This is a genomic window from Comamonas sp. BIGb0152, from assembly GCF_024809975.1.
Taxonomy (GTDB): domain Bacteria; phylum Pseudomonadota; class Gammaproteobacteria; order Burkholderiales; family Burkholderiaceae_C; genus Comamonas.
This window is the reverse complement of the sequence record NZ_JANUDY010000004.1, coordinates 371,653-389,879: the sequence shown is the minus strand read 5'-3', so window position 1 is coordinate 389,879 and position 18,227 is coordinate 371,653. Positions and strand designations below refer to the sequence as shown.

Annotated in this window: 14 protein-coding genes; 8 read left to right on the top strand and 6 right to left on the bottom strand. The window is 63.8% G+C overall.

Translation table 11 applies throughout. From position 1 onward, the window contains the following. Positions 1-15 precede the first annotated feature (15 nt). On the bottom strand, positions 16-1,422 hold the full coding sequence (eat, locus tag M2375_RS10705) for an ethanolamine permease (protein ID WP_259165916.1): 1,407 nt from the start codon (positions 1,420-1,422) through the stop codon (positions 16-18). A 178-nt stretch (positions 1,423-1,600) separates the two neighbouring features. Between eat and M2375_RS10700 the strand changes: the two genes are divergently transcribed. Further along, on the top strand, positions 1,601-2,602 hold the full coding sequence (locus M2375_RS10700) for a helix-turn-helix domain-containing protein (protein ID WP_259165914.1): 1,002 nt from the start codon (positions 1,601-1,603) through the stop codon (positions 2,600-2,602). Positions 2,603-2,619: 17 nt separating this feature from the next. On the opposite strand, the gene phhA is transcribed toward M2375_RS10700, so the two are convergent. The 3 genes from phhA to hppD all read right to left on the bottom strand — a co-directional run bounded on the left by phhA (position 2,620) and on the right by hppD (position 5,691). Continuing rightward, positions 2,620-3,447 (bottom strand): phenylalanine 4-monooxygenase, encoded by an 828-nt coding sequence (gene phhA, locus M2375_RS10695; protein ID WP_259165913.1) that lies wholly within the window; start codon positions 3,445-3,447, stop codon positions 2,620-2,622. A gap of 63 nt (positions 3,448-3,510) precedes the next feature. Further along, a complete protein-coding gene (locus M2375_RS10690) occupies positions 3,511-4,476 on the bottom strand; it encodes a tripartite tricarboxylate transporter substrate binding protein (RefSeq protein WP_310473169.1) in 966 nt (321 codons plus the stop codon). A gap of 90 nt (positions 4,477-4,566) precedes the next feature. Continuing rightward, positions 4,567-5,691, bottom strand: coding sequence for a 4-hydroxyphenylpyruvate dioxygenase (gene hppD / locus M2375_RS10685; protein ID WP_259165910.1), 1,125 nt, complete (start codon positions 5,689-5,691; stop codon positions 4,567-4,569). A 219-nt stretch (positions 5,692-5,910) separates the two neighbouring features. Between hppD and M2375_RS10680 the strand changes: the two genes are divergently transcribed. The 4 genes from M2375_RS10680 (at position 5,911) to M2375_RS10665 (ending at position 10,683) form a co-directional block, all read left to right on the top strand. Next, on the top strand, positions 5,911-6,408 hold the full coding sequence (locus M2375_RS10680; protein WP_259165908.1) for an Lrp/AsnC family transcriptional regulator: 498 nt from the start codon (positions 5,911-5,913) through the stop codon (positions 6,406-6,408). A 343-nt stretch (positions 6,409-6,751) separates the two neighbouring features. Beyond that, positions 6,752-7,375 (top strand): GNAT family N-acetyltransferase, encoded by a 624-nt coding sequence (locus M2375_RS10675; protein ID WP_404979307.1) that lies wholly within the window; start codon positions 6,752-6,754, stop codon positions 7,373-7,375. Between the two features lie 119 nt (positions 7,376-7,494). Further along, positions 7,495-8,379 carry an HlyC/CorC family transporter gene (locus M2375_RS10670; protein WP_116926628.1) on the top strand — a complete coding sequence of 295 codons (885 nt, stop codon included), beginning with the start codon at positions 7,495-7,497 and terminating at the stop codon, positions 8,377-8,379. Between the two features lie 168 nt (positions 8,380-8,547). Beyond that, positions 8,548-10,683, top strand: coding sequence for a prolyl oligopeptidase family serine peptidase (locus M2375_RS10665; protein WP_259165902.1), 2,136 nt, complete (start codon positions 8,548-8,550; stop codon positions 10,681-10,683). Here M2375_RS10665 and M2375_RS10660 read toward each other — a convergent pair. Beyond that, the gene (locus tag M2375_RS10660; protein ID WP_259165901.1) at positions 10,680-11,990 is read right to left on the bottom strand and encodes an MFS transporter; all 1,311 of its coding nucleotides are present in this window, start codon (positions 11,988-11,990) and stop codon (positions 10,680-10,682) included. The genes M2375_RS10665 and M2375_RS10660 overlap by 4 nt on opposite strands. A 70-nt stretch (positions 11,991-12,060) precedes the next feature. Further along, complete coding sequence (locus M2375_RS10655; protein ID WP_259165900.1) at positions 12,061-14,130, bottom strand: TonB-dependent siderophore receptor; 2,070 nt, start codon at positions 14,128-14,130, stop codon at positions 12,061-12,063. A 268-nt stretch (positions 14,131-14,398) separates the two neighbouring features. Here M2375_RS10655 and lnt point away from each other — a divergent pair, with 268 nt between their 5' ends. The 3 genes from lnt to fabB all read left to right on the top strand — a co-directional run bounded on the left by lnt (position 14,399) and on the right by fabB (position 18,027). Further along, positions 14,399-16,000, top strand: a complete 1,602-nt coding sequence (gene lnt, locus M2375_RS10650) for an apolipoprotein N-acyltransferase (RefSeq protein ID WP_404979306.1) — start codon at positions 14,399-14,401, stop codon at positions 15,998-16,000. A gap of 285 nt (positions 16,001-16,285) precedes the next feature. Further along, positions 16,286-16,810 (top strand): bifunctional 3-hydroxydecanoyl-ACP dehydratase/trans-2-decenoyl-ACP isomerase, encoded by a 525-nt coding sequence (gene fabA / locus M2375_RS10645; protein WP_116926625.1) that lies wholly within the window; start codon positions 16,286-16,288, stop codon positions 16,808-16,810. Further along, complete coding sequence (gene fabB / locus M2375_RS10640; RefSeq protein ID WP_259165894.1) at positions 16,807-18,027, top strand: beta-ketoacyl-ACP synthase I; 1,221 nt, start codon at positions 16,807-16,809, stop codon at positions 18,025-18,027. Before fabA ends, fabB begins: the two co-directional genes overlap by 4 nt. Positions 18,028-18,227 lie beyond the last annotated feature (200 nt).

Here is an 18,227-nt window from a genome sequence, read left to right as displayed (position 1 = left end):
GGGGCAGGGGCCTTGTCAGGGTGTTGTCTCGCCGGGGGCGTCCGCCACCAAGTGATGGCGGCTGTACAGCGCAAAGTAGGCGACGAAGACAGCGTAGACGATGACGGCACCGATGAGCACCCGAGGGTCTACCAGAAAGCCGGCCACGACGGCAATGCAGGCCAGCACCAGCGCAATGCCCGAGGTAAACACGCCCCCCGGCGTGCGGTAGGCGCGCGGCAGGTTCGGCTCCTTGATGCGCAGCCAGATGTGCGAGGCCATCATCATCACGTAGGAGATGGTGGCGCCAAACACCGCAACGAGGATCAGCAGATCGCCCTGGCCGGTCAAGGACAGCGCAAAGCCGATGGCGCCGGGCACCAGCAAGGCCAGATAGGGGGTCTTGCGCTGGGTGGTCAAGGATAAACCCCGGGGCAGGTAGCCCGCGCGGGACATCGCAAACACCAGGCGCGAGTAGCCGTAGATGATCGAGAAGAAGCTGGCGATCAGCCCGGCCAGGCCGACAAAGTTGACGAAGCGGCTGATCCAGGTGGGACCACCCAGGACCTTGCTGGACTCCAGCGCTTCGACCAGCGGGTTGCCCGAGTTCATCAAGGCCGCAGCGCCGGCCCCACCCGGTGCCAGCACGAGGATCAGTCCGCAGAACAGCACCAGCACGACGATGGCGCCGATCAAGCCGCGCGGCAGATCGCGGCGCGGGTCCTGCGCTTCTTCGGCAGCCAGGGGCACGCCTTCCACCGCCAGAAAGAACCAGATGCCATAGGGAATGCAGGCCCAGATGCCGATGTAGCCAAAGGGCAGAAAGCTGCTGGCACCCCAGGCCTCGGTAGGCGCAATGTCGAACAGGTTGCTGACCTGGAAATGCGGCACCATGGCGACGATGAAGACCACGAGCGCAACGACTGCCAGCGCGGTGACGGCAAAAATCAGGCGCAGGGCCTCGCCCGCGCCATAGATGTGGATGCCCAGAAACACGGCATAAAAGCCCAGGTAGACCATCCAGCCATCGATGCCGAACAGCGACTGGCAGTAGGCGCCGATAAAGGTGGCAATCGCCGCCGGGGCAATCGCGTATTCCATCAAGATGGCGACGCCGCACAGAAAGCCGCCCCAGGGCCCAAAGGCGCGCCGGGCAAAGCCGTAGCCGCCGCCGGCGGTGGGGGCGATGGTGGCCAGCTCAGCCAATGCAAAGCACATGCAGGTGTACATCGTGGCCATCAGTGCCGAGGCCACCAGCAGGCCGCCCCAGCCACCGGTCTTGAGGCCGAAGTTCCAGCCGGCGAAGTCGCCCGAGATGACATAGGCCACGCCCAGGCCGACCAGCAGCAGCCAGCCCGCTGCGCCACGCTTGAGCTGGCGCTGCTCGAAATAATTGCTTGGGTGCGCGGAACTCCCGCCCGTCTGCGTTGCGTTATCGGCCATGTTCTACCTCGTTGTCGGTGTTGGGATGCGGTCTGGCATGCATGGTCCTGATGGTGGCAAGAATGCGGGCCGCACTCTATCCGATTTCGGCAAATCTGGCTAAGGGGAAGGCTGGGTTGACCTTGGTCCGCTTTTTGCATGACCATGCCGGTATGCCTACCGCTGCCGCTGCGCCTTTATGCCCCTGAGCGCCCCTTGTCCATCACCACCGCTGAGCGGTAGCCTGGCCTTGGGCGCACCGGCATCGCAGGTAGCGCAGACCTGTGATGTCGATGAGCAGGCAGCTTTGCTGCAGGGCTGGAACCAGCGCTACGAGCAGCTGTCGGCCGGCAGTTTTGAAGGCCGGGTGACCAGCCTGCATTTAGGGCCCATCCAGGCCTGGCGCGAGTTTTCCAGCCAGGCACTGCACCAGACCGGTGCCTTGCGTGCGGGGCAATTGGCCATTGGGCTGCCGCGCAGCATTCCGGGCAACACCATGTTTTGCAACCGCCCTTGTGGTGAGGGGCATGCGATTGTTTTCTCGGGCGATGGCCCGTTTGAGTTTGTCTCGCCGGGCGGCATGGAGATCATCGACTTTGTCGTGGACCAAGCCAGCCTCGATCCCTACCTGACGGCTTGCGAGCGCGAACGGCTGCAGGCCCAGCTGGCGCAGCCGCATTTGCGGCCGGTCTCTGCCCATGAGCGCTGGCGCCTGCCGATTCTGCTGGCCGACATGCAGGACTGCCTGGCACCCACCGCCCGCGAAGCCCTGCCGCCCCGGCAGCTGGACGAGATGGCGGGCGATGTGCTGGCCGCCATTGCCGCCGTGCTGCGCGACGGGGTGGAGGGCGATGCCGATGAGCAGCTGTCCTACCAGCGGCGCGCGCATATCGTCAGCTTGGCGCGGGAGCGGGTGGTGGCGACTGGCGCCGATGGCACGTTGACGGTGGAGGACCTGTGCCAGGCCCTGGCGGTGAGCCGCCGGGCCTTGCAGTACTCGTTCCAGGAAGTGCTGGGCATCTCGCCGCAAAGCTATCTGCGCGCCGTGCGCCTCAATGGTGCACGCCGCGCGATCAAGCAAGGCAGCAGCGTCTCTGATGCGGCCCTGGCCTGGGGCTTTTGGCACTTTGGCCGCTTTGCGCAGGAGTACAAGGCATTGTTTGCCGAGCTGCCCTCGCACACCGGCAAGCGCTACCGCTGAGCCTGGGCCGCCCTCGATCAGTCGGGCGCGTCAGCGGCCAGCTCCGGCAGGCCGCGCAATGCGGCGTACACGGGGGTGAAATCGCCCTCGGTCATGTCAAACAGCTGCTGGAAATCGTCGATGACGAAGTAGGTCTGCTGGTAGCTGTCGATCTTGTAGCGGGTGCGCATGGTGCGCTCCAAGGACAGCGGCAGGCGCTGGGGCAGGGGGCTGGTGACGGAGTGCAGCAGCTCGCCCGATGAGCTGAGGATGCCTGCACCATAGGCACGGATCTCGCCCTGCTCACGGATCAGGCCGAACTCGATCGTGTACCAGTACAGGCGGCTGAGCATCTCGCAGGCGCCCAGGCGCTCGGCCTTAAGGCCACCTTGGCCGTAGCGCTGCACATAGTCGGCAATCACCGGGTTGAACAACAAGGGCACATGGCCGAACAGGTCGTGGAAGATGTCGGGCTCGACCACATAGTCGAACTCTTCGGGCTTGCGGATCCAGTCGGTGACGGGAAATTTGCGGTTGGCCAGCAGGCTGAAGAATGGCACCTCCGGGATCAGGCCCGGGACGGCGACGATCTCCCAGCCGGTGGCTTGGCGCAGGCGCTGGTTGATGTCTTCAAAACGCGGGATGCGGTCCTCGACGCCCAGCGAGGGCAGTGCGTCGATGAAGGCCTGGCTGGCCAACCCTGGCAGCAAGGCCTTTTGGCGCGCATACAGGCGCCGGTAGGTGTCGTGGTCGGCCTCGGTGTAGGCGGCGTAGTTCTGTGCGCAGGTGTAGTCTTCCTGCGCACGGCTGTAGTCGCCGCGCGGTGGCCGGTCGGATTGTCCATAAACCACGGGTGCTTGTCCCATGCTGTGCTCCTTTCTTTGTTATAGAAGCCAGCCGGGCACCCGCAGTCTGTGGTCTGCAGGCGCTCAGTTGGCTTTGATCTTGATCGTGTTGATCAGAAACTGAAACTTGCGTCCTTCTTGCGAGACAAAGTGCGAGAGCTCCTTGAGGCGCATGTCTTCGGGGGCGATGCCCATCTTCAGGTACTCGGCCTTGAAGCGCGGGTCGGTCAGTGCGGCCTGGAACGAGTAGGCGTACTTCTGCGCATCTTGGTCGGGCAGGCTGGCGGGGGCAAATACGCCAAACCAGGTGGCGACGTCAAAACCCGGCACTGCTTCGTTCACCGGGGGCACTTGGGGCAGCGCCACATTGCGGTCCGAGGTGGTCACCGCCAGAGCCAGCAACTCGCCCGATTGGACCAGCGGCAGGGCCGAGGCCAGGTTGTCAAACACCACATCGATCTCGCCACCGAGCAGCGCCTTTTGGGCGGGTGCCGCACCGGCGTAAGGCACGCTGGGCATTTGCAGGTTAGCCAGCGACTTGAGCATCTCGCCCGAGATGTGGCCGATACTGCCGTTGCCGCCCGAGCCCATCTTCAGGCTGCCAGGGTGGCCCTTGATGTAGGCGACCATCTCCGAGGTGGTCTTGATGCCCAGCTGGTCCGCACGGCTCTTTTTCATCACCAGCACGTTGGGCACGCGCGCCACCAAGATAAGGGGTTTGAAATCCTTTTGTGCGTCGTACTGCACGGCGCTGCCCAGGTGGGGCAGCACGGCATGCGTGGCCACCGCGCCCATCAGCACCATGTTTTCCTGCGGTTTGGCATGCGCCACCAAGGCGGCACCTGTGGCGCCACCGGCACCGGGTTTGTTGGCCACCGTGATGGCGCCCAGCTGCTTTTGTGCGCCCTGGGCCAGCAGATGGGCCGAGGTATCCAGCGGGCCACCGGCAGGGTAGGGCACCACAAAGGTCAGGGGTTGGCTGGCGTTTTGCGCGCTGGCAGCCAACATGAAACCAGACAGGACGGCGGCGAGGGTGACGGAGCGTTTCACAATTGTTTCCAGATTGATAAATCGCTCCGGAGTATAGAGAGGCCGCATGGCAAATTGAGGAAGATCAAAGCGGCGGCCGTTCAATTTTTCCTATAGCACTCCGCGGCGCATCTGATCGAGCTCAATGCTCTCGAACAGTGCCTTGAAGTTGCCATTGCCAAAACCGTCGTCGCCCTTGCGCTGGATGAACTCGAAGAAGATGGGGCCCAGCTGGTTCTCGCTGAAGATCTGCAGCAGCAGCTTTTGGCCGGTGCCATCGATCAGGATCTTGCGCTTTTTCAGCTCGGCCAGGTTTTCGCCGTGGTCAGGCAGGCGCTTGTCCACCAGCTCGTAGTAGGTGTCGATGGTGTCGAGCAGGTTGACGCCGCCGGCGCGCAACTGGTCCACCGTCTCGTAGAGGTTGTCCGAGCCCATCGCAATGTGCTGGATGCCTTCGCCGTTGTACATGTCCAGGTACTCCTGGATCTGGCCGGCCTTTTCCTTGCCCTCTTCATTGATGGGGATGCGAATCTTGCCGCAGGGGCTGGTCATGGCCTTGCTCTTGACGCCGGTGACCTGGCCTTCGATGTCGAAGTACTTGATCTCGCGGAAGTTGAACAGGCGCTCGTAAAAGCCGGCCCACTCGTCCATGCGGCCCCGGTGTACGTTGTGGGTCAGGTGGTCGATATAGGTCAGGCCATGGCCGTGGGGGTTCAGGGCCTCTTGGGCGCTGATGCCGGGCAGCGGCTCAAAGTCCACATCGAAGAAGCCGATGTTGCCGATATCACCGGCTTGCGCACCGTTCTTGCCGCGCCAGCGGTCCACCAGATAAATCAGGCTGTCGCCGATGCCCTTGATGGCGGGAATGTTCAGCTCGCCCGGGCCGGCCTGGCCGGCATAGCCCCAGGCACCCAGGCCCAGCGCGCGCTCGTAGGCGGCCTTGGCATCTTGCACGCGGAAAGCGATGGCGCAGACGCTGGGGCCGTGCAGGCGGGCAAAGCGCTGGGCAAAGCTGTCAGGCTCGGCGTTGATGATGAAGTTGATCTCGCCCTGGCGGTAGAGGGTGACGTTCTTGTGGCGGTGACGCGCCACCGGCTTGAAGCCCATGGCCTCAAAGACCTTGCCCATGGCGACCGGATCGGGCGCGGCATATTCAATGAACTCGAAACCATCGGTGCCCATGGGGTTGTCCCAGGTCGTGAATTCGGTGGTCTGGTGGGGGATGGCGGCTGTCATCGCAGGTCTCCTGTGGATCGTCTCGGGTGTCGCCAGCATGGGCTGGCTGCTTTGGATCCACTGTACCGGTCTTGACGCGCAGCATTTTGGCGATTTATCACGCCCTACCCACTGGTTTAGCTTGTTTTATGTGTTTGTATCAAAAACCAAGCATTAAAATTGCGTCATCCTGTTGTGTTGCGCTGTTGCAGTGCAGCAAAAACCATTGAGGCCTCTTCTATGACCACCACCGCCTACCCGCTGGACAAGCTCGACCGTGCCATTTTGCAGCGCCTGCAGCACAACGGCCGCGAGACCTATGACGTCGTGGGCGAGCAGGTGGGCCTGTCGTCCAGCGCGGTGCTGCGCCGGGTCAAGCGGCTTGAAGAGGTGGGCGTCATCGAGCGCTATGTGGCCCTGGTCAAGCCCGAGGCGGTGGGCCTGTCGATGACGGCGTATCTGAATGTGCGGCTGGAGAAGTTCACCGAGGCGAGCAAGCGCAACCCGCTGGATCTCTTCCGCGCCAGCGTGCAAAGCTGGCCCGAAGTGGTGGAATGCGTGGCCTTGACGGGCGATATGGACTATCTGCTGCGGGTGGTGGTTGCCGACATGGCCCACTACAGCCGCTTTGTGATGGACACCTTGCTGCGCCACCCTGCGGTGCAGGACTGCAAGACCAGCTTTGTGCTGGACCGTGTCAAGCTCACCACAGCGCTGCCGGTTTTGCCCGGCGTGTAAAGCGCCTCAGGCTTGCGCCAGCGCAAAGGGCGCTGCGATCGTGCCGCCACCGGCACGCCCTCAAAGCCGCATGGCAAAGTGGCCACTAGCGGCGCAAAGCCGCATGGGCACGGGCGCTGAATACCCTTTGTAAGCTGAGGGTAAGCCATAGGCACGAAATATGCTGCATCGCAGCATGATTGATAATGCACGGGTTAACCCGTATATTCGCCCTATGATCACGACTAAAGAATGGTTCCCTTCATCCGTTGCCAACGGCATGATGGCGTTTTTCCCCTTCTTTGGCCGCTTGGGCGACAGCAAAACTTCCCCAGACGGCAAGAAGCCCCGACCTTCTGCCTCTATGGTTCCCATCCGCGCCCTCAGTGAGCGTCACCGCCCGCGCATCCTCGCCCATCTGCAGGGCCTCGATGCGCAGGACCGCTATTTGCGCTTTGGCTACCAGGCCAGCGATGCGCAGATCGAGCGCTATGTGGACAGCCTCAACTTCGAGCGCGACGAGATCTTTGGCATCTACAACCGCCACCTCAAGCTGATCGCCATGGCCCATGTGGCCTACGCGCCGCCGTCGTCTAACATGGCCAGCTGCGCCGAGTTTGGCGTTTCTGTGCTCAAAACAGGGCGCGGCAAGGGTCTGGGCAGCCGCTTGTTCGAGCGTGCGGCCATGGATGCCCGCACCAAAGGGGTGCAGATGCTGTTCATCCACGCCCTGTCCGAGAACACCGCGATGCTGAAAATCGCCCGCAAGGCTGGCGCCACGGTGGAGCGCGATGGCTCGGAATCCGAGGCCTATCTGAAGCTGCCGCCCGCCGGCTTTGACACGCGCATGGCTGACCTGGTCGAGGACCAGATGGGCGAGATGGACTACCAGTTCAAAAAGCAGGCGCGCCAGTTCTGGGATTTTCTGTCCACGGTGCAGGAAGTGCGGCGCGATGTGCAGCAGGGCCGCCACAAATCGGGCCAGTGAACGGTGGAGGAGGGGCGTCTGAAAAACTGCTGAAGAATTCAGCAGCGATTTCGGAGGAAATCCGCAATTTGATATCCTGATTGCTTGTTTCACTACCGCACGTCCTGCATTCCACGACAGTGTCAGACCCCCATCCCTCGCGCTTCCCCGACAAGGAAGACAAACGCACCTTTTTTCAAAAGGTCGCTGAACTGATTCACCCGGCCCCAGACTCTGCGGACGAGTTGATCGAAACCCTGGCGGAAGCCGAAAGCAACGATGTCATCAACGCGGACTCCCGCGTGATGCTGGAGCGGGTCATCCGAATGGAAGACATGACCGCTGGCGACGTGATGGTTGCCGCCCCCCGCATGGACCTGGTGGACATCGAGGCCGACTACGAGTCGGTGCTGCATACCGTCATCAACACCGCCCATTCGCGATTCCCGGTGTTCCAGGGTGAGCAGGAAAACATCATTGGCATCTTGATGGCCAAGGATTTGCTCAAGCTCCAACGCTCCCCCCAACTCAATCTGCGTGCGCTGCTGCGCCCGGCGGTGTTTGTGCCCGAGAGCAAGGGCCTCAACGACCTGCTGCGTGAGTTCCGTGGCAACCGCAACCACCTGGCCATCGTCATCGATGAGTTCGGGCGTGTGGCGGGCCTGGTCACCATCGAGGATGTGCTCGAACAGATCGTGGGCGAGATCGAGGACGAGTTCGATCTGCCCGAAGACGAGGGCGACATCTTTGCGCTGGCCGATGACACCTTCCGCATCTCGGGCGACACGCCCGTCGAGCGGGTGGCCGACGAGTTCAACGTGGTGCTGGAGAGCAGTGACCCCGATGAATCTTTTGAGACCATTGGCGGCCTGATTGCCCATGAGCTGGGCCATGTGCCCAAGCGCGGCGCCCACATCATGCTGGGCGGCCTGCACTTTGAGGTGCTGCTGACCAAGGGCGGCGCCGTGCGCTGGTTCCGCGTGCAGCGGGCTGCGCCGGTGTCGGACCCTGCAGCGGACGCCTGAGGACGGCCAGGCCAGCTGGGTGCCGGCCTATCGCCACCGATGCCCCCATGGCAGTGAATCCCGGATTCACTGCCATTTTTTTAGGGGCGCTTCCGGCAGGGCCCGCAGCGGGCAAGCGTTCGGCCCTCAGGCTGACGGTGCTGCCAAGCCTCCCTAAAATGCTGATCCATGCCCACATCCCCACAAGCCCCCACCCCGGCAGACGCATCCGGCGCAGCCCAGCCGGTTTGGCCGGCCATCAACGCCCCCCATGCCGAGCCCCAAGACCACTGGATTGAACAGCTGGGCCGCCGGCGCAATGATGACTTTGCCTGGCTGAAGTACGTGCCCGAGACCGGCACACGCACGATGGACAACCTGCCCGAGCCCTTGGGCAGCCTGCTGCAGGCTGAGCGCGACTATGCGGCGCAGATGCTGGCGCCGCTGGCCCCATCGGCGCAGCGCTTTTACGATGCGATGGCCGCCCATGTCTGCAGCACCGCGCTGGCGCCGCCCGCCGCGCTGCAAGGCTGGGCTTACAGCAGCCAGCCCGGGGCGGGCGGCCAGCGCGTGTTTGTGCGCCGCCATTCGGATGGCCGGGTGCAGACCCTGGTCGATGAGGCCGTGCAATCGCAAGGCCATGTCTACTACCGCGCCACCGACCACCAGGCCAGCCCCGATGAGCGCTACTACGCCTGGGCGGAAGACCTGATCGGCAACGATCGGCATCGCATCTGCGTGCTCGACACCCACACGGGCACAACCCAGGTGCTGGTGACCGAGGACGCCTTTGGCTATGGCGGGCTGACCTTTTCGCCGTCGTCGCAAGACCTGTTCTGGATCTGGCGCGACGCGCACAGCCGGCCTTCGCGCCTGTACCGCAGCGCGCTGCAGGGCGGGCAGCCGGTGCTGGTGCATGAGGAGACCGACCCGGCGCTCTTTATGCGCGTGGCGCGCACGGCGGCCAATGGCTTTGTGGTGCTGAGCCTGTTCGGGCCGGACACCAGCGAGGTCCGCCTGATCGCCGCTGGCCAGGAGCATGCGGCGCCCCGGCTGCTGCGCCCGCGCGAGCGCGGCATCCGCTACGAGGTCAATGAATGGAATGGCAGCCTGGTGGCGCTGACCAATGCCGGGGGCGCCACTGACCGGCAGATTCTGCGGCTGGACCCCGAGCACCTGCAGCCCCAGCAAACCCTGGCCGCCCACCGCCTTGGCGTGCCCATCATCAAGATGCAGCCCTTTGCCAGCACCTTGGTGCGGCTGGAGCGCGTCGACGGGCTGCACCAGCTGGTGCTGCTGCAGCGCGACGGGGCAGAAACCACGATCCGCTTTGACGAGCCGGCCTACACGCTGGAGCTGCTGCCCGGCCAGCACTGGGATGCCAGCCATGTGCGCCTGAAGCACCAGACACCGGCCCAGCCGCCGCGCTGGCTGGACATCCGCCTGGCCGATGGCCAGATGACCGAGATGGGGCGCGAAACCTGGAGCGGGTTGGATACGACGAACTACCGCATCGAGCGCCTGCAGGCGCGCGCGGACGACGGCCAATGGGTGCCGCTGACGGTGCTCTCGCGCAAGGATATCGATAGCAGCCAGCCCCAGCCGCTGCTGCTGACGGGCTATGGCGCTTACGGCATCGCGCACGAGGCCTCTTTTTCGCTGCCCGCGCTGGCCTGGGTCGATGCCGGCTACCGCTATGCGATTGCCCATGTGCGTGGCGGCTCGGAAAAGGGCCATGACTGGTACCAGGGCGGTTGCCGCGCGCACAAGCGCAACTCGATGACCGACTTCATCGCCTGCGCGCTGCATCTGCAGCAGCTGGGCTACACCACCTCGCAGCAGACGGTGGCGCATGGCATATCGGCCGGTGGCCTGTTGGTGAGTGGTGCCATGAACATGCAGCCCCAGCAATGGGCCGGCGTGATTGCGCAGGTGCCCTTTGTGGACATGCTCAACACCATGAGCGATGCCGACCACCCGCTGGTTCCGCTGCTGCGGCCGGACTGGGGCGACCCGCTGGCCGACCCGGTCGCCTATGACTACATCGCGGCGCTGTCGCCCTACGAGAACGTGCGCGAGGCGGCCTACCCGCCGCTGCTGTGCACAGCTGGACTCAAGGATGATCGGGTGCCCTACTGGGAGCCCGCCAAGCTGCTGGCCAATGTGCGCCGCCGCTCCACCAGCGCGGCGCCTGCCTTGTTGCTGCTGAACCCGGACAGCGGCCACCAGGAAAGCGACCAGCAGGAGAGCGTGTTGGGCCAGGCCGCGCGCCTGTGGGCCTTTGCGCAGCACTGCGCCACGGCCGGCAAACCGCCAGCGGTTTAGCGTTGCAGCGCTGCCTGGGGGCGGCTGCGCTGAAACAGTCCCCAGGCGCACCAGGCTGATACCAGCAGCGCTGGCACGGCGGTGACCGTGATGGCACTGAGCAAATGGCCCTGCACCACCCAGGTGGAGATAAAGCCCGCCAGCAGCGGGCCCAGGGCGCTGAACACTGAGACCACAAAGCTCCACAGCGCAAAGATGCGCGCGCGCAGCGCTGCGGGCGCCAGGTCCTGCAGCATGGTGGGCACCAGCGCATTGGCGGTGCAGGTGATAAAGAGGAAGAGACCCACCACCACAAAAGCCTGCGGCAGCGAGGCGGTGGAGAACAGCATCAGCACCGCCGGAACAGCCAGCAGCGCGCAGACGCCCATGATGAGCGGGCGCACCGCCTGGCCCAGACGCCGGGCCAGCCAACGGTCCAGCCAGGCCACCACGGGCAGGCAGCCCAGGGTGCTGACCAGCAGGATCGGGCCCATCACCTCGCCAATATGGGCGGGCGTGGCCTCAAAGCGCCGCTCCAGCGCCAGGGCGATCAGCTGGTTGAGGCCTTGTACGGCAACCATCAGGCTGCCGGCGATGCCGACAAACAGCGCCACGGACTGCCAGCGCAGGCGCAGGAACTGGCGCAGCGAGGCACCGCTGGCGCCATCGCTGCTGGCGATGTGGCGGGCGGGATCGGCGGTAAAGAAACCTGCCAGCAGCAAGGGCAGGCCGGCGACGGAGAGCAGCAAGAAGGCCTTGCGCCAGGCATCCATATCGCCCGGAATCAGCGCGACCGCCGTGCTCTGGATAGCGCCCGAAAAATAAAAGCCGGCGCTGGCGCCGCTGGAGACCAGCGCGGCAAAGCCCAGGTTGGCCAGCACGCGGTGGCGCTGGGGGGCCAGGTCCGGAATCATCGAGTAGACCAGCGGCACCATCGCAAACTCGGTGATGCCGGCGGCCGAGCGGCCGAGAAAAAACAGCGGGAAGTTGGGCGCCAGCGCGCTGAGCACCATCATCGCCGTGGAGGCGGCAATCAGGCACAGCAGCACCCGCTTGCGCGAGAAGCGGTCGGCAAACCGGGCCAGCGGAATGGCGAGCGCACTGCCCACCAGCACGCCCGCCAGGCCTTGCAGCGCGCCGATGGCGGCATCACTGATGGCAAAGCTTTTCTGGATGGCCGACAGCGAGATGGCCTGCAGGCCATAGTCGCTCATCTGCACCCCGGCGGTGAGGCCCAGGAACACGACGGTCAGCAAAGCCCGGATGGACCACTGTGCGGGCCCGGTGTCGGCGGCAGGCAGGGCGGTGCTGCCGGAAGAGGTCGTCATGGAGGTGGGGTCCCACAGAAGCGTGCATCAAGCGCTGCAGAAGCTGTCCGCAGCGCTTGCCACAAGCTGCTTATTTCCACTGGTACTGCAGTTGCACATCCACCGTGCGGCCACCGCCGTAGTAGCAGTAGAAGTCACAGCCGCTGACATAGGTCTTGTCGGTCAGGTTGCGGGCATTGAGCTGCAGCGCCCATTCGCGGCTCAGGTCGTAGCGCACCATCAGGTCCAGCAAGGTGTAGCCGGAGATGCGCTTGCCGGGGCTGTAGCGCTGGTCTTCGGTCTGGCCGTTGTAGCGGGCGCCGGCAGCCACGGTCAGCTTCTGGCTGTTGGCCAGGCTCAGGCTGTGGCTCAGCCACAGGCTGACCTGGTTGTCCGGAATCAGCGGTGTGCGCACCGTCTGGCTGGTGGAGATGTCCTGCTTGGAGTTGTTGTGCGTGTAGGCCGCCTTGATAGCAGTGGCCGCGCCCAGCTTGAAGTCGCCCTGCAGCTCCACGCCCTTGTTGGTGCGCTTGCCCGATTGCGACTGGATGTTGGAGGCGTCCGAGATCAGCGCGTTCTTTTCCTTCACATCGAAGTAGGCCAAGGTCAGGGTGCCGTTGAGCCAGGAGGGCTCCATCTTCAGACCCACTTCGCTTTGCTTGCCTTCGTAGGGCTTGTAGGCCGTGCCTTGGCTGTCCACGCCGGCGATGGGCTTGAAGGATTCCGAATAGCTGATGTAGGGCGAGACACCGAAGTCGGTGATGTACATCGCGCCCAGATTGACGCTGTTCTTGCTCACATCGTAGGCGGCGTCGGAGCCGCTGACCGAGCCGGTGTTCTTGGCGCTGTCATGGCGGATGCCGGCATTGAAGTTCCAGTGGCTGCCCACGCGCAGCTGGGTGGAGGCGTAAGCGCCCCACTGCTTGGAGTGCAGGCCATAAGGCGTGCCGGTGATGTCGAAAGGCGCGCCATAGACGGGGTTGAACATGTCCAGACCCGGCACAAAGCCAAAGCCGTTGTTCAGGCCATCGGTGTCGGACTTGAGGTAGTCGATACCGAAGGTAGGCCGCAGCTGGATGCTGTCAGACAGCTTGATCTTGCCGCTGATGCGGTTGTCCAGGTAATGGCTCTTGGAGCTGCCATCGGTGTAGGTGTAGCCACGCGCGAGCGTGCGGTCATTGTCCGAGCCATAGGCAAAGGTGTTGACCTGGTCCAGATCGAGGTGGGTGTACTTGTAGTTCTGCGTGAACTTCCAGTCGCTGTTGATCTGGTGGCTCAGCAACCAGCCCAGGCTGGACTGGGTGCGCTTGAGGTGGTCCACACCGGGCTCGCCAGCGTTGAGGCGGCGGTCAATGCGGCCGTAGGGCGTGTCGGTGATGGTGCCGTAGGCGGGCAGGAAGCCGTTGGTGGGGCGGCCATCTTCGCGCTGCACGCTGCCCAGCAAGGTCAGCGAGGTTTGGGGTGTGAACTCCATCGTGACGCTGGGCGCCAGGTAGTAGCTCTTCATATTGGTTTCGCGCTGCTGGCCGTCCTCGCGGCGCGCCTGCGCCACGAAGCGGTAGTACACGGTGCCATCGCTGTTGGCAATGTCGTTGTAGTCGACGCTGGCACCCAAACGCTTTTGGTTGCCCACTTCGGTGTTCAGCTGCAGTGCGCGTTCTTTGTGCGGGCGCTTGGTCACCAGGTTGACGATGCCGCCGCTTTCCGAGGCGCCAAAGATCAGCGAGTTGGCACCTTTGACGACTTCGACCGTTTCCAGACCAAAGACTTCGGGCTTCCAGACAAAGTAGCCATTGGGCGAGGTGGGGGTGCCATCCAGCGACACCGAGGCATCAAAGCCGCGAATCTTGAACCACTCGACCTTGTTGTCCGCGCCAAAGGGCTCGCTGAGCACGCCGGCCTGGTACTGCAGGGCCTGGTCGAGCTTGCGTGCGCCCAGCGCATCGATCTCATTCTTGCGCAGCACCGCGCTGGAGTTGGGGGCGTAGAAGTCCAGGCTTTGCAGGTCGTCCACCGAGCCGATGACCGTCACGGTCTCCAAGGTGGTGCTGGCGGCGTCGGTCTTCTCAGCGGTCTGGGCCAGAACAGGGGCGGTAAAGCCGGTGGCGCCGATGGCCAGCAGAACTGCGTGGACCACCGGCGTATAGCGTGCGTAGGGCATGGTGCGGTCAGGGAAGGAGGTTGGACGAAGGGGGCGGATAACTTGTTTGTAATTTTATATTGCAATCGATAACTGTTCTCAAATGCATTTTCCTTTGTCGCAAAATTACCGCATTTGTTTATTTCTATCGACTGTTGCCGTTGTTTGCTTCAGATAGCCGCGCCGCGCCGTTGGCTGCGCCAGGGCCAGAAGGGGATCGCGTATAGTGCGCCCAGCGGCTGCGCCTGAAGAGCGCGCGGTGGTTCTCCCTGCCAAACCTGATTGACCTGTGCCCGCTTCCTATTCTTCTTATTCACTCTATGAGTCACCCCGCCGCTTTCCCTGGCTGTGGGCCTGTATGGCGATCCTGGCCGGGGTACTGCAAGCCTGGTCCCTGGCATGGCCCTGGCAGACGGACGGCTTCCCGGGCCGCTATGGCCAGCCGCTGTGGTGGCTGCAAATCCTGTCCTTGGCGGTGCTGCCCGCTGCGCTGACGCGCGTGCAGCGCGCCTGGCATGGGGTGCTGATCGGTTGGATTTTTGCCTGCGCCTGGCTCTGCGCCACCTTCTGGTGGCTGTTTATCTCCATGCACACCTATGGCGGCCTGCCGGCGCCTTTGGCTGTGCTGGCCGTCTTTGCGTTGGCCGCCTTTTTGGCGCTGTACTACGCCGCTGTCTGCGGCCTGTTCGTGGCCTGGCGGGGTGAGCGCCTGGCGGGCGCCGTGCTGCTGTTTGCCGCGCTCTGGCTGCTGGCCGAGTTGGCGCGCGGCCAGTGGTGGACCGGTTTCCCCTGGGGCGCGGGCGGCTATGCCCATGTGGATGGGCCGCTTGCAGGCCTGGCGCCCTGGATCGGGGTCTATGGCATTGGTGCCGTCGCATCGGCAGGCGCCATGTGGCTGGCGGGTTTGCGCGGCGCGCATGCCGCGCGCTGGCCCGGCTATGTCGCCCTGGTGGTGGTGGCGGTTGTGGTGGGGCTGGCCCAGCGCCTGCCCCAGGCCTCGGTGGCTGCAACGCCCAACCCGCCGGTGTCGGTGGCCTTGCTGCAAGGCAATATCTCGCAGGGCGAGAAGTTCCAGGCCAGCTCGGGCATCCCGATGGCCCTGGCCTGGTATGCGCAGCAGCTGCAGCAAAGCCAGGCGGACATGGTGATTGCGCCGGAGACCGCTATCCCGGTGCTGCTGCAGCAGACGCCGCATGGCTACTGGCAGGATCTGCAGCAGCGCTTTGCCAGCGGCCAGCAGGCGGCGCTGATTGGCGTGCCCTTGGGCGATTTTGAGCAGGGGTACACCAACTCCATGCTCGGCCTGGTGCCCGGCAGCGCCGAGGCCTACCGCTACGACAAGCACCACCTGGTGCCGTTTGGCGAATTCATTCCGCCGATGTTCCGCTGGTTCACCGATTTGATGCAGATTCCGCTGGGCGATTTCAACCGGGGCGGCATGAGCCAGCCTTCCTTGGGCTGGGCGGGCGAGCGCTGGGCCCCCAATATCTGCTACGAGGATTTGTTTGGCGAGGAGCTGGCTAGCCGCTTTGTTGATAGTGCGCAATCGCCGACGATCCTGGTCAATGCCAGCAACATCGCCTGGTTTGGCAACTCGATTGCCATCGACCAGCATTTGCAGATCAGCCGCATGCGCAGCCTGGAGCTGGCGCGGCCCATGATCCGGGCCACCAATACCGGCGCGACGGCTGTGATTGACCGCGATGGCCGGGTACAACAGGCCTTGCCCCACCAAAGCCGGGGGGTGTTGCTGGCGCAGGTGCAAGGCGTGGATGCAACGCCCACCTGGTTTGCCCAGTGGGCGGGCCGCTGGGGCCTGTGGCCGCTGTGGGGTCTTGGCTTGCTGGTGTTGCTGCTGGCCTGGATGCGTCCGCGGCAGCGCCGAGGCTAAGCGGCTGCGCAGTTGCCGTGTTTAACAGGCAGGTTGCCGGCAGAAGGCATCTGCATGGTGGGTGCTGGCGGCACGGATGGCCAGCCCATGGCCCGGTAAACACAAATGTAAATGCTGTTAAAAAACGCATAAAGGCCAAATCTGGCCCACAAAGCACAGCGCAGTCCACGGCTTTGTCGCGCACGGCTGGGCCGATAAGCACGATAATGCATAGCTGCAGGTAGTGGTGCCTGGCACCATCAGAGAAATGCGGCGGAGTGACCGCCACCAGAAGTTGGACTGACAATGGCTGAATCTTTTTCCTATGAACAACTGATCGCCTCGGGTGAGGGCAAGTTGTTTACCCCCGAAAGTGGCCGCCTGCCACTGCCGCCGATGCTGATGTTCGACCGCATCACCGAAATTGACGAAAACGGTGGCTCGCACGGACTGGGAAAAATTGTCGCTGAGTTGGACGTGAACCCCGATCTGTGGTTCTTCAAATGCCACTTCCAGGGCGATCCCGTGATGCCCGGTTGCCTGGGCCTGGACGCCATGTGGCAGCTGATCGGCTTTTACCTGACTTGGCTGCGCCTGCCAGGTCGCGGCCGCGCCCTGGGCGCCGGTGAGGTTAAGTTCACCGGCGAAGTCGGCCCCGACGTGAAGCTGGTAACCTACGAAATCGACATCAAGCGGGTGATCAAGCGCAAATTGAACATGGCCATTGGCGATGCGCGGTTGCTCGCTGACGGCAAGGAAATCTATGTCGCCAACGACCTGCGCGTGGGGTTGTTCCTGCGTGAAGGCGACGGCAAGGAAAACGCAGCATGAAGCGTCGGGTGGTTATTACAGGGGCCGGCATCGTCTCCTGTATCGGTGTGGGGTTGGAGGCCGTGGAGACTTCGCTGCGCGAAGGCCGCTCCGGTATCGACCATATGCCGGTGTTCAAGGAAATGGGCCTGCGCAGTCAGGTCGCGGGCATTCCGCGCATCAATGTAGAAGATTTCATTGATCGCAAGCAATTGCGCTTCATGGGAGATGCTGCGGCCTACGCCCAGATTTCCTTACAGCAAGCCATTGCCCAGGCAGGCCTGTCACCCGAACAAATCAGCCACCCGCGTACCGGATTGATCATGGGCTCGGGCGGTGGATCGCCCGCCCATCAGATAGAGGCTGCCGACACCTTGCGTGAAAAAGGCATTCGCCGCGTGGGGCCTTACCAGGTCACGCGTTGCATGGGCTCGACGGTCTCGGCCAACCTGGCGACCAATTTCAAGATCAAGGGCATCAACTACTCGATCACCTCGGCCTGCTCGACCTCGGCGCACTGCGTGGGTGCGGCCGCCCAGCAAATCTCCTGGGGCATGCAGGATGTGATGTTTGCCGGCGGCGGCGAAGAGCTGTCCTGGGGCCTGGCCATCTTGTTTGATGGCATGGGCGCGATGTCCAGCAAGTACAACGACGACCCGACCAAGGCCTCGCGCCCCTATGACAGCGACCGCGATGGTTTTGTCATTGCTGGCGGCGGCGGCGCGCTGGTGCTGGAGAGCCTGGAGCATGCCCAGGCACGCGGCGCCACCATCCTGGGCGAGATTGTCGGTTTTGGCATTTCGTCGGATGGCGAAGACATGGTGGCGCCATCGGGCGAAGGGGCTGCGGCGGCCATGGCCCAGGCCATCGAAGGCCTGCCGATCCCGATCGACTACATCAACACCCACGGCACCTCCACCCCGGTGGGCGATGTGCCCGAGCTGCACGCGATCCGCAAGGTGTTTGGCGACCGTATCCCGCCGTTCTCGTCGACCAAGTCGCTGACCGGCCATTCGCAAGGCGCGACCGGCGTGCAAGAGGCCATCTACAGCCTGATCATGCTGATGAAGGGCTTCATTGCCGGTTCGGCCAATGTGGACCACCCGGATCCGGCCCTGGGCGACATGCCCTTGGTGACCAAGGCACGGGTGGCGGAGTTGAAGCAGGTGCTGTCCAACAGCTTTGGCTTTGGCGGCACCAATGCCTGCCTGGTGCTCAAGCGCTGGGAAGCGGCTTGAATGGGCCCAGCCCATGGATCCCCTCTGACAAAGCGCCTTCGGGCGCTTTTCTTTTGCTTGCTGGATACGGATGGACTGCTATCAAAATGAGATCGCAGATGCCCGGTAGGCGGGGTGCCCACGCAGGCTGTTGCTGGCAGACGAAGGCACTGGGCCGGCCTTGTCCTTGGCATGCGCGGTTATCGCCGCCCATGGCCCCG

What these genes read in the sequence shown, in the direction of transcription:
- fabB (WP_259165894.1), top strand. Translation starts at nt 16,807, where the DNA reads ATGAAGCGTCGGGTGGTTATTACAGGGGCCGGCATCGTCTCCTGTATC.
- M2375_RS10660 (WP_259165901.1), bottom strand. Translation starts at nt 11,990, where the DNA reads ATGACGACCTCTTCCGGCAGCACCGCCCTGCCTGCCGCCGACACCGGG.
- phhA (WP_259165913.1), bottom strand. Translation starts at nt 3,447, where the DNA reads ATGGGACAAGCACCCGTGGTTTATGGACAATCCGACCGGCCACCGCGC.
- M2375_RS10675 (WP_404979307.1), top strand. Translation starts at nt 6,752, where the DNA reads ATGGTTCCCATCCGCGCCCTCAGTGAGCGTCACCGCCCGCGCATCCTC.
- M2375_RS10700 (WP_259165914.1), top strand. Translation starts at nt 1,601, where the DNA reads ATGCCCCTGAGCGCCCCTTGTCCATCACCACCGCTGAGCGGTAGCCTG.
- M2375_RS10655 (WP_259165900.1), bottom strand. Translation starts at nt 14,130, where the DNA reads ATGCCCTACGCACGCTATACGCCGGTGGTCCACGCAGTTCTGCTGGCC.
- M2375_RS10665 (WP_259165902.1), top strand. Translation starts at nt 8,548, where the DNA reads ATGCCCACATCCCCACAAGCCCCCACCCCGGCAGACGCATCCGGCGCA.
- M2375_RS10680 (WP_259165908.1), top strand. Translation starts at nt 5,911, where the DNA reads ATGACCACCACCGCCTACCCGCTGGACAAGCTCGACCGTGCCATTTTG.
- hppD (WP_259165910.1), bottom strand. Translation starts at nt 5,691, where the DNA reads ATGACAGCCGCCATCCCCCACCAGACCACCGAATTCACGACCTGGGAC.
- eat (WP_259165916.1), bottom strand. Translation starts at nt 1,422, where the DNA reads ATGGCCGATAACGCAACGCAGACGGGCGGGAGTTCCGCGCACCCAAGC.
- fabA (WP_116926625.1), top strand. Translation starts at nt 16,286, where the DNA reads ATGGCTGAATCTTTTTCCTATGAACAACTGATCGCCTCGGGTGAGGGC.